Source organism: Streptomyces sp. NPDC093065 (genome assembly GCF_044754585.1).
In the GTDB taxonomy this organism is placed as follows: domain Bacteria; phylum Actinomycetota; class Actinomycetes; order Streptomycetales; family Streptomycetaceae; genus Streptomyces.
On record NZ_JBIVPJ010000034.1, the window covers coordinates 1 to 12271 of the forward strand.

General features: G+C 71.1%; 10 protein-coding genes and 1 pseudogene. 7 read left to right on the top strand and 4 right to left on the bottom strand.

The features are described 5' to 3' along the window. The 5 genes and pseudogenes from ACIQFU_RS36030 to ACIQFU_RS36050 form a co-directional block, all read left to right on the top strand. Positions 1-91, top strand: a pseudogene (locus ACIQFU_RS36030) (KR domain-containing protein); the annotation flags it as partial. Positions 92-115: 24 nt separating this feature from the next. Continuing rightward, a complete protein-coding gene (locus ACIQFU_RS36035; RefSeq protein ID WP_402557411.1) occupies positions 116-4627 on the top strand; it encodes an alpha/beta fold hydrolase in 4512 nt (1503 codons plus the stop codon). Further along, positions 4628-5350 (top strand): class I SAM-dependent methyltransferase, encoded by a 723-nt coding sequence (locus tag ACIQFU_RS36040; RefSeq protein WP_402557360.1) that lies wholly within the window; start codon positions 4628-4630, stop codon positions 5348-5350. It begins immediately after the preceding gene. 4 nt (positions 5351-5354) lie between these two features. Continuing rightward, the gene (locus tag ACIQFU_RS36045; protein ID WP_402557362.1) at positions 5355-6236 is read left to right on the top strand and encodes a proline iminopeptidase-family hydrolase; all 882 of its coding nucleotides are present in this window, start codon (positions 5355-5357) and stop codon (positions 6234-6236) included. Between the two features lie 71 nt (positions 6237-6307). After that, positions 6308-7258, top strand: coding sequence for an ACP S-malonyltransferase (locus ACIQFU_RS36050; protein ID WP_402557363.1), 951 nt, complete (start codon positions 6308-6310; stop codon positions 7256-7258). On the opposite strand, the gene ACIQFU_RS36055 is transcribed toward ACIQFU_RS36050, so the two are convergent. Continuing rightward, positions 7236-7700 carry an acyl carrier protein gene (locus tag ACIQFU_RS36055; protein WP_402557365.1) on the bottom strand — a complete coding sequence of 155 codons (465 nt, stop codon included), beginning with the start codon at positions 7698-7700 and terminating at the stop codon, positions 7236-7238. The genes ACIQFU_RS36050 and ACIQFU_RS36055 overlap by 23 nt on opposite strands. Between ACIQFU_RS36055 and ACIQFU_RS36060 the strand changes: the two genes are divergently transcribed. Continuing rightward, positions 7596-9068 carry an AMP-binding protein gene (locus tag ACIQFU_RS36060; protein WP_402557366.1) on the top strand — a complete coding sequence of 491 codons (1473 nt, stop codon included), beginning with the start codon at positions 7596-7598 and terminating at the stop codon, positions 9066-9068. The two genes, ACIQFU_RS36055 and ACIQFU_RS36060, sit on opposite strands and share 105 nt — an antisense overlap. 29 nt (positions 9069-9097) lie before the next feature. Here ACIQFU_RS36060 and ACIQFU_RS36065 read toward each other — a convergent pair whose 3' ends face one another. The 3 genes from ACIQFU_RS36065 to ACIQFU_RS36075 form a co-directional block, all read right to left on the bottom strand. Then, entirely contained in the window at positions 9098-10012 is a 915-nt protein-coding gene (locus ACIQFU_RS36065) for a metallophosphoesterase family protein (RefSeq protein WP_402557368.1), read from the bottom strand. Beyond that, the gene (locus ACIQFU_RS36070) at positions 10009-10812 is read right to left on the bottom strand and encodes a thioesterase II family protein (RefSeq protein WP_402557370.1); all 804 of its coding nucleotides are present in this window, start codon (positions 10810-10812) and stop codon (positions 10009-10011) included. The genes ACIQFU_RS36065 and ACIQFU_RS36070 overlap by 4 nt, the downstream gene beginning before the upstream one ends. A 283-nt stretch (positions 10813-11095) precedes the next feature. After that, positions 11096-11500, bottom strand: coding sequence for a cold-shock protein (locus tag ACIQFU_RS36075; RefSeq protein ID WP_402557371.1), 405 nt, complete (start codon positions 11498-11500; stop codon positions 11096-11098). Here ACIQFU_RS36075 and ACIQFU_RS36080 point away from each other — a divergent pair. Further along, a complete protein-coding gene (locus tag ACIQFU_RS36080) occupies positions 11408-12253 on the top strand; it encodes a dTDP-4-dehydrorhamnose 3,5-epimerase family protein (RefSeq protein ID WP_402557373.1) in 846 nt (281 codons plus the stop codon). The genes ACIQFU_RS36075 and ACIQFU_RS36080 overlap by 93 nt on opposite strands. The last annotated feature ends 18 nt before the right edge of the window (positions 12254-12271 follow it).

The following is a 12271-nucleotide window of genomic DNA, read 5'->3' on the forward strand; positions in this document are numbered from 1 at the left end:
GCAGGCGAGTTATGCGGCGGCGAATGCGTTTATGGATGCGTTTGCTGTGTATCGGCGGGGGTTGGGGTTGCCGGCGCAGTCGCTGGCCTGGGGGCCCTGGGCGCAGGAGACCGGCATGTCGGGAAGCGCCGAGGCCCGAGCCCGCTTCCGGACGCACAGCGGCGGCATCACGGCACTCGCCACCGACGAGGGCCTCGCGCTCCTCGACGCGGCAGGCCGCACCGGGCAGGCCGCACTGGTCCCCGTACGGCTCGACCTGGCGGCACTGAGGTCCGCCGGCCAAGGGGTCCCCGAGCTGCTGCTCGGCCTCGTGCCGCCGGCCCGGCGCAGTGCGGTCGGCAGCGGTCACGAAGACCTGGCCGACCGCCTCTCCCGGCTTCCGGCCGCGGACCGCCTGGACGTCGTGCGGGAGCTGGTCCGGGAGCACGTGGCCGCTGTGCTCGGCCATTCCACGGCCGAGGTGGTCGAGCTGGACCGCGCCTTCCAGGACCTCGGATTCGACTCGCTCACAGCCGTCGAACTGCGCAACAGGCTCAGCTCGGTCACCGGCACCCAGCTGTCCGCCACGCTCGTCTTCGACCATCCGACCCCCGAGGTCCTCGCCGACTACCTCGTGGCGGAGTTCACCGACGAGGACCGTGAGGCCGAAGAGGCCGCGGCACCCGTCGTCGCCGTCGACGAACCGATCGCGATCGTCGGAATGGCGTGCCGCTACCCCGGCGGGGTCAACTCGCCCGAGGACCTCTGGCGGCTGGTGTCGGCCGGCGGCGACGGCATCACGCCGCTGCCCGGCGACCGTGGCTGGGACCTCGACGAATGGCTGGGCGCGGGCGCGGCCGACGGCCCCGAGGTACAGGGCGGATTCGTCGAAGACGCCCCCTGCTTCGACGCCGCGTTCTTCGGCATCAGCCCCAACGAGGCGCTGGTGATGGACCCGCAGCAGCGCATGCTTCTGGAGACGTCCTGGGAAGCGCTGGAGCGGGCGGGTATCGCCCCGGCGACCCTGCGCGGAAGCGCCACCGGCGTCTTCGCCGGGGCCATGCACACCGAGTACGACCCCGGCATGTTCGGCACTCTCGACCACACCGCCGGCTACCGGGCCACCGGGCTCTCCCAGAGCGTCGTCTCCGGACGGGTCTCCTACGCTCTCGGCTTCGAAGGCCCCGCGGTGACCGTCGACACGGCCTGCTCCTCGTCTCTCGTGGCGCTGCACTGGGCGATCCAGGCGCTGCGCCAGGGCGACTGCTCGCTCGCCCTCGCGGGCGGGGTGACGACGATCGTCACCCCCAGTGCCTTCGTGAACTCCGGCGACCGCAGCGAACTCGCCTCCGACGGCCGGTGCAAGTCCTTCTCCGCCGATGCCGACGGCATCGGCTGGGCGGAGGGTGCCGGTGTCCTCGTCGTGGAACGGCTCTCGGACGCCCGCCGCAACAACCACGAGGTCCTGGCAGTGGTCCGCGGCAGCGCCATCAACCACCACGGTGCGTCCAACGGCCTGACGTCGCCCAACGGTCCCTCGCAGGAACGCCTCATCCGACGGGCCTTGGCCACGGCAGGACTGCAGCCCGCCGAAGTGGACGCGGTCGAGGGACACGGCACCGGCACTCCGCTCGGTGACTCCATCGAGGTGCGCTCGCTGCTGTCGACGTACGGTCAGGACCGGACCGACGACCGGCCGCTGTGGCTCGGCTCGGTGAAGTCCAACATCGGCCACACCCAGTCCGCGTCCGGTGTCGCCGGCATCATCAAGATGGTCATGGCGCTGCGGCACGAACAGCTGCCGATGACCCTGCACAGCCAGGAAGCCGCGACCGACGTCGACTGGGCGTCGGGGCACGTGCGGCTGCTGCGCGAGACGGTGCCGTGGTCCGCAACCGGCGGCAGGCCGCGCCGGGCCGGTGTCTCGTCGTTCGGGTTCAGCGGTACCAACGCACACACCATCATCGAGCAGGCGCCCGAGCCCGAGCGGCCGAGCACCGGGGAGGAGCCGCGGCCCGAGCAGGAAGGCCCGCTGCTGCCCTGGACGCTGAGCGCCCGCGGCCGCGACGCACTGCCCGCTCAGGCGGAACGGCTCCTCGCCCACGTCACCGCGCGGCCCGAACTCGACCCCCTGGACGTGGCGTACTCGCTGGCCACCTTCCGTCCTCCGCTGCCGCACCGGGCCGTGGTCACCGGCACCGGGCGGGACGACCTGCTGCGCGGCCTCGCCGCCCTCGCCCAGGGCGGCGAGGACCCCGGACTCACCGTGGGTGCCGTCCGCTCCGGCGGAAGAGTCGCCTTCCTCCTCCCGGGCCAGGGCGCCGTGCGGCCGGGCACCGGCCGGGACCTGTACGCCGCCTTCCCCGTTTTCGCCGACGCCCTCGACACGGTGTGCGCGAGGTTCGACCGGCTGCTGGACCGGCCGCTGCGCGAGGTCATGTTCGCCGACGAGAGTTCCGTGCCGGGCAGGCTCCTGGAGCAGACCACGTTCGCGCATGCCGCGCTGTTCGCGCTGGAGGTCGCACTCTTCCGGCTGCTGGAGTCATGGGGCGTGCGGGCCGACTTCCTGGCAGGGCACTCCGCGGGCGAGATCGCCGCGGCGCACCTCGCGGGAGTGCTGTCGTTGAAGGACGCCGTCAAACTGGTCGCGGCACGCGGCACCCTGGTGCAGGAACTGCCCGCAGGCGGAGCCATGGTGGCGATCGGGGCGAGTGAGGACGAGGTACGTCCGATGCTGACCGACGACACCGAGCTCGCCTCGGTCGACGGCCCGGCCTCCGTGGTCCTGTCCGGCGACGAGGAGGACGTGCTCCGCATAGCGGCCCACTGGGAGGACCGGGGCCGCACCACGCGCCGGCTCCCCGCCAGGCGCGCGCTCAACTCGCCGCTGATGGACGACATCGTGGAGGACCTGGCCGACGTGGCGGACGAGCTGTCGTTCGACGCGCCCCGCATCCCCCTCGTATCCACGGTGACCGGTCGCCTCGCCACCGAGGACGACCTGGATGAACCGGAGCACTGGAGCGGGCAGTTGCGGGAGACGGTCCGGCTCCAGGACGCGATCCGCACCCTGGAGGCCGAGGGCGTCACCCGGTTCGTGGAACTCGGCGCCGACGGCGCGCTGCTCGCCGCGGTCTCGTCCTGCCTGACCGAGGAGACGGGCGAGGTGACCCTCGCCCCGGCGCTCGAACAGGGCAGGCCGGAAGCCGCGGCCGCTCTCCACGCGGCCGGGACGCTGCACGCGTCCGGCGTGGAGGTGGACCTGAAGCGCCTGTTCGCGGGCCGGGGCGCCCGCAGAGTGGAGCTGCCCCCGTACGCCTTCCACCGCCGCCGGTACTGGGCCGAGATGGACACCCTCGCCCGTGGCGGCGAGCCGGGCACGGAAGCCGCCGACGACGCCACCAGGACGGGCCGAGAACCCGCTGCCGGGCCGGACCCGGCCGGGCTGCGCCGACGTCTCGCCGGACTGTCGGCGGACCGGCAGGAGCGTGAACTGGGCCGGCTCGTGCGGCAACTGGCCGCGGATCTGCTGGGCCACGAGACGGCGGACGCGGTCGACGCGGACCTGTCGTTCCCCGAGTCGGGCTTCGACTCGCTCGCCGCCGCGCGCCTGCGTGACCGGATGAACGCGGAGACCGGACTGAACCTTCCGGTGACCGCGGTCTTCGACCACCACAGCCCGGCCCGGCTCGCCCGGCACCTGCGCACCGAACTGGCCGCTGGCGAAGCGGTGTCCGCCGTGGCGGCCGGCGAAGCTCCGGCGGAATCCGGCGGCGACGGGCGGGGCGACATGCTGCGCACTCTGTTCCGGGAGGCCGTCGGCGACGGCCGGCTCTACGAGGGCCTGGACATGCTGAGCGCCGTGGCGGCGATGCGGCCCGCCTTCGGCACCGTCACGGAGCTCGCGGAGCCGCTGCGGCCGGTGCGGCTCGCCGACGGCCCGGCACGGCCCCGGGTGCTCTGCGTCGGCACCCCCACGGCGATGTCCGGGATCTACCAGTACACCCGTCTTGCCGCGCACTTCAAGGGCGTCCGCGAGGTGACCGCGCTGCCGGTGCCCGGATTCGCCCCCGGTGAGCCGCTGCCCCGCTCCGCCGACGTGCTGGTGGAGACGCTGGCCGGGACGGCCCGGTCGGCCGCCGACGGCGAGCCGTTCGTCCTCCTCGGCCACTCCTCGGGCGGCGCTCTCGCCTACGCGACCGCGGCCCTGCTGGAGGACGCGGGACAGCCGCCCGCCGCGGTCGTCCTGCTGGACACCTACGCCATCGAGTCCGGCGACCCGGCCGAGCGGGCGGAGCAGGAACAGGGCGGCCAGGGCACCGGGTTCGACACGGCCATGCACGCCATGGCGGCGGGGATGCTCGACCGCGAGGCAGAGTACGGTCCGTTCGACAGCATCCGGCTGTCGGCCATGGCCCACTACATCGGACTGCTGTCCGGGCTGCGTCTGCCCGGGATCACGGCACCGGTGCTGTTCGTGCGGCCCGAGGAGGCGGCCGGGACGTCCGGCCCCTGGACCGCGGGGGACAGCGTGCAGGTACCCGGCGACCACTTCGGCATCGTCGAACAGCACGCCGCCGCCACGGCGGAAGCCGTGGAGAAGTGGCTGACGTCGGTCGCGGACCGCGACGGTGAGGAGAAGCACTGAATGTACGAGTCGGACGACGCGGAGATCTACGACCTGATCCACCAGGGCCGCGGCAAGGACTACGCGGTCGAGGCGGACGAGATCATCGGCCGCATCCTGGACGCCCTGCCGGGTGCCGCCTCCCTGCTCGACGTCGCCTGCGGCACCGGTAACCACCTCCGGTACTTCCACAAGACGTTCGCCCACGTGGAGGGTGTCGACCTCTCGCAGGACATGCTGACCACGGCGGCCTCGCGGCTGCCCGGAGTGCCCCTGCACCTCGGCGACATGCGCGACTTCGACCTGGGACGCTCCTTCGACGCGGTGACGTGCCTGTTCAGCTCGGTCGGCCACATGCGCACCACGGCCGACCTGGACCGGGCGCTGGCCCGTCTGGCGCGCCACACCGTCCCGGGCGGGGTCGTCGTGGTGGATCCCTGGTGGTTCCCGGACACCTTTCTGCCCGGGTACGTCGCCGGTGACGTGGTCCGGGACGACGGCCGCACCGTCGCCCGGGTCTCGCACTCGGTGGTCGAGGGCAACGCGACCCGGATGAGCGTGCACTACCTGGTGGCCGATGCCGACTCCGGTGTGCGGCACTTCACGGAGACCACGCACATCACCCTCTTCACCAGGGAGGAGTACGAAACCGCCTTCGTCCGGGCGGGGCTGGCGCCTCGGTACCTGGGAGCGGGACCGGGCCGCCGGGGTCTGTTCGTCGGCGTGCGCGCGACGGGTGACTGACCGGATGCCCACCGTCGCCTTCGGCGCGTACGAGACGTGGTACCGCGTGACCGGCCGACTGGAGCAGGGCGGCCGGCCACCGGTCGTCGTGATCCACGGCGGTCCGGGCAGCACCCACGACTACCTGCTGAACCTTGCGGTGCTCGCCGACCTCGGCTGGCCCGTCGTCCACTACGACCAGCTCGGCAACGGCGCTTCCACGCACCTGCCCGACCAGGACGCCGGCTTCTGGAACGTGGACCTGTTCCTCGCGGAGCTGGACAACCTGCTGCGGCGGCTGGGGGTCGCGGGGAACTACGTGCTTCTCGGTCATTCCTGGGGAGGCATGCTCGGTGCCCGGCACGCCGCCGCGCGCCCGCCGGGGTTGCGCGGACTGGTCGTGGCCGACGCCCCCGCCTCCTACCCGATGTGGCTGCGGGAGGCGGCCCGGCTGCGGGCCGCCCTGCCCGAAGGCGTGGACGCGGCGCTACGGGCCCACGAGGAGGCGGGCACCACCGACACCGAGGAGTACTTCTCGGTGATGCGGGCCTACTACGACCGGCATGTGTGCCGGATCAGTCCGTGGCCCCGCGAGTACCTCGCCTCGTTCATGGAGATGCACAACGACCCGACGGTGTACTACGCCATGAACGGGCCGAGCGAGTTCCACGTCGTGGGCAGCTTGCGCGACTGGTCGGTCGTCGAGGACCTGCCGTCGATCGACGTGCCCACGCTCGTGGTGTCGGGCCGGCACGACGAGGCCACCGAGGCCACGGTCCGGCCGTACCGCGAACTGGTGCCCCGGGCCCGCTGGGAGATCCTGGAGGAGTCCAGCCACGTGCCGCACCTGGAGGAGCCGGAGCGCTTCCTGACCCTGCTCGCCGAGTTCCTGCTGGAGCTGGGGTGACCGGCCCGGCGGCCGGGAACAGGGGAGGGTAGGGGTACCCGGAGCGGACCGCCGATCACAAGGTGGACGGCATGGAGAACGACGGCCGACACGGCACCGCGATCGTGTTCCCCGGGATGGGCCCGTCCCGCTTCGCCGACGTGGGCAAGTTCATGGTGATCAACCCCTTGGCCCGGCGGCTGGTCGAGCTTGCCGACGAGACGCTGGGCTATCCCCTCGTGGAGCGCTTCCGCGCGGCGGAGGGCGACTACAGCGAGTACGCACAGGTCGCCTTCCTCGTGAACTGCCTCGCGATGGCGCAGTGGGCGGAGACGGAACTCGGCATGGTGGCTGACGTCTGCACGGGGCCCAGCTTCGGGGAGAAACCCATGGCGGCGTACGCCGGGTCGCTGACGGCGGAGCGGGCGGTGTGGATGACGGCGCGCATCGCCCGTTGCATGGAGGAGTACTTCCGCGACGAGCACCAGGACGTCGTCACGCAGTCGTTCGTGCGCACCCCCGAGGCCCGGCTGCGGGAGATCCTCGGCGAGTTGGACGAGGCGGGCGAGTGGTACGAGATCTCCTGTCACCTCGACGACGACTTCCACATGCTGTCGCTGCGGGAGTCACGCCTGGAATGGCTGCTCGGCCGCCTGCGGGCCGGTGGCGGTCTGCCGCTCTACGCGATGCGGCCGCCGATGCACTGCGCGGCGTTCGGTGCGCTGCGTGACAGGGTGGAGGCGGAGGTCTTCGCCGAGCTGGACTTCGCCGACCCGGCACTGCCCGTGGTCTCCGCCCAGGACGGCGGTGCGGTCACCACGGCCGACGGTGTGCGGACCCTGCTGCTCGACAGCTTCGTGCGTCCGCTGCGCTGGCCCGCCGCGGTGGCGGCGCTGGAGGAGCGAGGGGTGCGTACCGCGTACGTGGTGGGGCCCGACAGCCTCTTCGGCAGGGTCGGCACGACCACCCGTACCTTCGACGTCGTCCAGGCCCTGCCGAAGGCCTCGCTGATGCCGCGGTTCAGGCCGTCGGCTCGGTCATGACCCGGAGGGTCTCCCACAGCACGGCGGGGGTCGCGAACGACTCCAGGGACAGCGCGTCGTCCTGGAACCTGGTGTTGTAGGAGGACTCGAGGTGCGCGAGCAGTTCCACGGTTCCGAGGGAATCGAGACCCAGCTCTCTCATACTCGTATCCGGCTCAAGTGGCTCGTCCGGAGCGAGAAAAGGAAGATGACGGCGAAGCGCTTCCTCGAACTGCTCGTCCCACATACCCAGTTCCTCATTTCTGTATTCCGTGCGACCGTAAAAGCAGCATAGCAGCGCGCAGTTGGCCGGTGTCCTGAAAAATAAATTCGTCTCGAAGGGGCAGGAATGACGGGGATGCGGCACGCCTTGCACGCGCGCTTTCTGCGGGGGCTCGAACTGTCCCCGCACGGTCTGGCGGTGAGGTCCGGGCGGGAGTCCGTCACCTACGCCGGGGCCCATCGGCGTGCGCTCGCCTGGGCGGGCGCGATCGACCGCGCGGTGCCGCGGGAGTCGAGGGTGGTGGGCGTCCTCGGTACCGGTGGGGTCCACACCTGCGTGGGCGTGCTCGCCGCGCTGTACGCGGGCGCCACCGTGGTGCCGCTGCACCCGGACTTCCCCGCCGCCAGGACGGCGCACATGGCCGAGGCCGCGGGCGTCAGGCTGCTGCTGACGGACGGCGGAGCCGGGCCCGAGACCGGCCCGGTGCCCGTGTTCGACCTGGGCGGCGGGCCCGCCGGCGCCCCGTTGCCGACGCCTCTGCCCGTCGACCCGTCCGACCACGCGTACATCCTGTTCACGTCCGGCTCGACCGGCCGGCCCAAGGGCGTGCCCCTCACCCATGCCGGCCTCGGCCACTACTTCCGCCTGGTGGACGAGCGCTACGACTTCACACCGGACGACGTCTTCTCGGGAACCTTCGACCTCAACTTCGACTGCTCCGTGTTCGACCTGTTCTCCGCCTGGGGAGCAGGCGGGAGCCTGGTCCGTACACCTCCCTACGCCTACCGCGACCTGCCGCGGCACCTCGCCGACGAGCAGGTGACGGTGTGGTTCTCCACACCCAGCGCGATCGGTCTCGCCCGGCGCACCACAGGTCTCGCCGAGGGCTGCCTGCCGACGCTGCGCTGGAGCTTCTTCGCGGGGGAGGCGCTGCGGTGCGAGGACGCGGCGTACTGGCAGCGGGCGGCCGCCGGCTCCGCGCTGGAGAACCTGTACGGGCCGACGGAACTGACCATCACCATCGCACGGCACCGGTGGGATCCGGCGACCTCACCGGAGCTGGCGGTCAACGGAGTGGTGCCCATCGGCTTCGTGCACGACGGGCACGAGCACCTCGCGGTCGACGGCGAGCTGTGGGTGTCCGGGCCGCAGATGGCCGCCGGATATCTCGATCCCACCGACGACGAGGGGCGCTACGTGCGGCGCGACGGCGTCACCTACTACCGCACCGGCGACCAGGTGAGCCGGGCGCCGGACGGACAGCTCCGCTATCTCGGGCGCCGCGACAACCAGCTCCAGATCCAGGGGCGCAGAGTGGAACCCGCCGAGATCGAGCACGCGCTGCGGGCCTGCCCCGGGGTCGAGGACGCCGTCACCGTGGGGGTGCCCTCCGGGGCGGGGACGGAGTTGTTCGTCTTCTACACCGGTGATCGGGTGCCGCCCGGAAAGCTGGCGAAGAATGTGGGGGAATCGGTTCCGGCGGCACTGGTTCCCCGGCATTACCGGCATGTGGCGGAGCTACCGCTCAACGGTAATCGCAAGACGGACCGGCGGGCACTTCTGGCCGAAGCGGAGAAGGAACTGCGGGCGCTGGGAATTCCGGGTTGATGCCCGGAACGGCAATGGCCGGGTCCGGGTCACGAGGAAGGGACCGGTGAATCCGGGGACTCCGGAGTTTCCGGGGTTTCCGCGGAACCCGTCATGAGCACCCGGCGCAGTACTCCCGGGGGTGCCGGGCAGGCCTGCCACTCCACGGGGTGGCCGAGTGAGACCTCTTCGAACCGCACGCCGTCGTGCCACGTGGTCCGCGGGATGTGCAGGTGGCCGTAGACCACGGTCACCACGTTGAACCGCCGGTGCCACTCCGCGGTGGCCTCCGTTCCGCACCACTGGGCCAGCTCCGGGTGCCGCAGCGCCCTCGTGGGGGCGCGCACCAGCGGGTAGTGATTGACCAGGACGAGCGGCAGGTCCGGGGAGCAGTCCGCGAGCCGCCGCTCCGTCAGCGCGGCGCGATGCCGGCACCACTCGTCGACGCCCGGGTACGGGTCGGAGTGCAGCAGGAACTCGTCACTGCACATGACGCCGGTGCTCTGGGCGTAGGCGAGCCCTTGTTCCTTGGTGCGGGCGCCGGCCGGGCGGAACGTGTAGTCGTACCCCACGAACAGGGGCGCCACGGTCACCGGACCGCCCTGCCCGGTCCACACCGGGTAGGGGTCCTCGGGGGTGACCACGCCGAGCCGGCGGCACATCCGGACCAGGTGCAGGTAGCGGGCCTCCCCGCGCAGGCCCACCTCGTCGCTGCTGTGTGTCCACAGCTCGTGGTTGCCGGGTGCCCAGACCACGCGGGCGAACCGGTCGGCGAACAGGCCGAGCGCCCATTGGATGTCGGCGACCCGTTCGGCCACGTCTCCGGCCACGATCAGCCAGTCGTCCGGGTCGGGAGGGTGCAGGCTCTCCACGATGACGCGGTTCTCGCTGTGCGACACGTGGAGGTCGCTGATGGCCCACAGGCTGCTCCGACCGGACGACGGCTCCCGCAATGTCGTCGTCAAGGACGCCGCCCGGAGTGCCGCGGTGCGTCCGGCGCCAGACGCTCCCGGACGACCCGGATCAGATCCGCCTGATGGTCGGTGAGGAAGAAGTGCCCGCCGGGATACGTCCGGAGATCGAACCCCGCGGACGTGTGTACGGACCAGGCGTCGGCCTCGTCGGCACTGACCCGCGGGTCGCTGTCGCCGGTGAAGACCGTGATGGGGCAGGTGAGCGGCGGCCCGGGGCGGTAGCGGTAGGTTTCCGCCGCCCGGTAGTCCGCACGCAGCGCCGGCAGCGCCATGCGCACCACCTCGGGATCACCCAGGACGCGGGGATCGGTGCCGCTCAGTTCCCGCACATCGGCGAGCAGACCCTCGTCGTCGCGCAGGTGCACACGCTCGTCCCGGAAACGGGACGGGGCGCGTCGGCCGGAGGCGAAGAGATGACACACGTCGGTGCCGCCTGCCTGGAGCAGCCGGGCGATCTCGAAACCGAGCGTGGCGCCGAGACTGTGGCCGAAGAAGGCCACCCGCCGCCCGCCCACCGGACCGAGCGCGTCGGTGATCCGGCGAGCCAGTTCCGGGACGTCGTCCACGAGGGCCTCGTGCCGGCGGTCCTGGCGGCCGGGGTACTGCACGGCCGCGACGTCCAGCACGGGCGAAAGGGCCCGCGAAAGGGGGAAGAAGAAAGATGCCGAGCCCCCCGCGTGAGGCAGGCAGACAAGAAGGACTTCCTGCGAGCGTGCGGCCGCATGCGTGGCGCCGGGTGCGCCCAGGAATCTTCTGAACCACAATTCTTGAGCGGCTGTCGGGGGCGTCATGAAAGCGTCCGGTCCTTACGTTACCGAGCATTTCCCCCGCAGGCGTGCGTGGGTCTTCCGCGGCGACACATGAACGGGGGCCCGTTCCGGGCAGTGGGATTGACACGGGGGAATGTCCACCGCTTTTCCGGAACGAACCGCCCCGTCCACGCATTGCACTTCCAAGCCGTTTCGCGTCCGGCAGGCGGCTCGCTGTCCGGTCTGGATACCGATTAACCGTAAGTTGGGGGCAGATCTTCCAATACCCCTATCTACCCCTTACCGGCGCAGAATCGATGCTCTTTCAGCCGCTGATCCAGCCGTGGCCGCGCACCACCGCGGAGACGACTCCGCGGACGGCCTTCACCTGGGCGGCCGTGAGCGTGTCGACGCCGTCGAGTAGGGCTTCCGTGAGCTCGGCCTGGAAACGGTCGGCCGGCGCGCGGTCCACCCCCGCCGCCGGGGCCTTCGCTGCCTGCGGGGTGATGCGATTGGGGGACGGCTGGTAGGAGAGTCGGATCTCCGACGCCTTCGGCCCCTTCTCTCCCGATTCCATGAAGAACTCGACGGAGCTGCCCGCCTGGTAAAGGTACTTCTCGTCGACCAGGTCGTTGGCGTGCATGAAGACGTCTTCACCTCCGTCCTCGGGAGCGATGAATCCGTAACCCTTGACCTCGTCGAACCTCAGAACCTTGCCTACCGTCAACACAGCCATACCTCCAACGCACACCAGAAGAAACGACGGATGCCCGCAACCCCGGGCATCGCGTCACGCCGGGGAATCTACAGTTCTTCGCCCGAATTTGCGAGCGGTCCGGTGGTGCAGCTTGCGTCAATGAGTCGAAATCCCTGGAGCCGCAGTCCGGTTGAAGTCCATACTGCCCCCATGCAGCAGGCTGAGAACGTTCCCCTGTCCGTGCAACCGACCACCATTAAGGGCCTGATGGTGATCCGGATGAAACAGATGAGCGATGAGCGCGGTACGGTCCGAGAGTTCTACCGCGAGTCGGCCTTCCTCGGCGCAGGCCTCCCCAGCCTGGGGCCCTTCACCCAGATCAACGTGATGGAGACGCGGCGGGGCGCCCTGCGAGGACTGCACGGCGAGGACACGCACAAGCTCGTGGCCGTGGCCGAGGGCGAGGCGTTCGGTGCCTACGTCGACGCCCGCACCGATTCCCCCACGTTCGGCAGGACCGCCACGGTCCGACTGACCAAGGGCACGCAGGTCCTGGTCCCGCGCGGGGTGTGCAACGGGTTCCAGTCGGTGAGTCCCGGAGTGACCCAGTACCTGTACTCCTTCGACCAGGAATGGCGGCCCGGGATGGCAGGGACGTCGGTGCATCCGCTCTCTGCGGAACTGGCGATTCCGTGGCCGCTTCCAGTCGACCCTTCCAACCGTGCCGCGATCTCCGCCAAGGACGCCGGTGCGCCGTCTTCGGTGGCCGGTTCGCCCACCACATGAGCCCGGGGACCACCGGGA

Bases quoted from the DNA above. Each gene is read 5' to 3' on its own strand.
- ACIQFU_RS36035 (WP_402557411.1), top strand. From the start codon at position 116: ATGTCGGGAAGCGCCGAGGCCCGAGCCCGCTTCCGGACGCACAGCGGC.
- ACIQFU_RS36040 (WP_402557360.1), top strand. From the start codon at position 4,628: ATGTACGAGTCGGACGACGCGGAGATCTACGACCTGATCCACCAGGGC.
- ACIQFU_RS36045 (WP_402557362.1), top strand. From the start codon at position 5,355: ATGCCCACCGTCGCCTTCGGCGCGTACGAGACGTGGTACCGCGTGACC.
- ACIQFU_RS36050 (WP_402557363.1), top strand. From the start codon at position 6,308: ATGGAGAACGACGGCCGACACGGCACCGCGATCGTGTTCCCCGGGATG.
- ACIQFU_RS36060 (WP_402557366.1), top strand. From the start codon at position 7,596: ATGCGGCACGCCTTGCACGCGCGCTTTCTGCGGGGGCTCGAACTGTCC.
- ACIQFU_RS36055 (WP_402557365.1), bottom strand. From the start codon at position 7,700: ATGGGCCCCGGCGTAGGTGACGGACTCCCGCCCGGACCTCACCGCCAG.
- ACIQFU_RS36070 (WP_402557370.1), bottom strand. From the start codon at position 10,812: ATGACGCCCCCGACAGCCGCTCAAGAATTGTGGTTCAGAAGATTCCTG.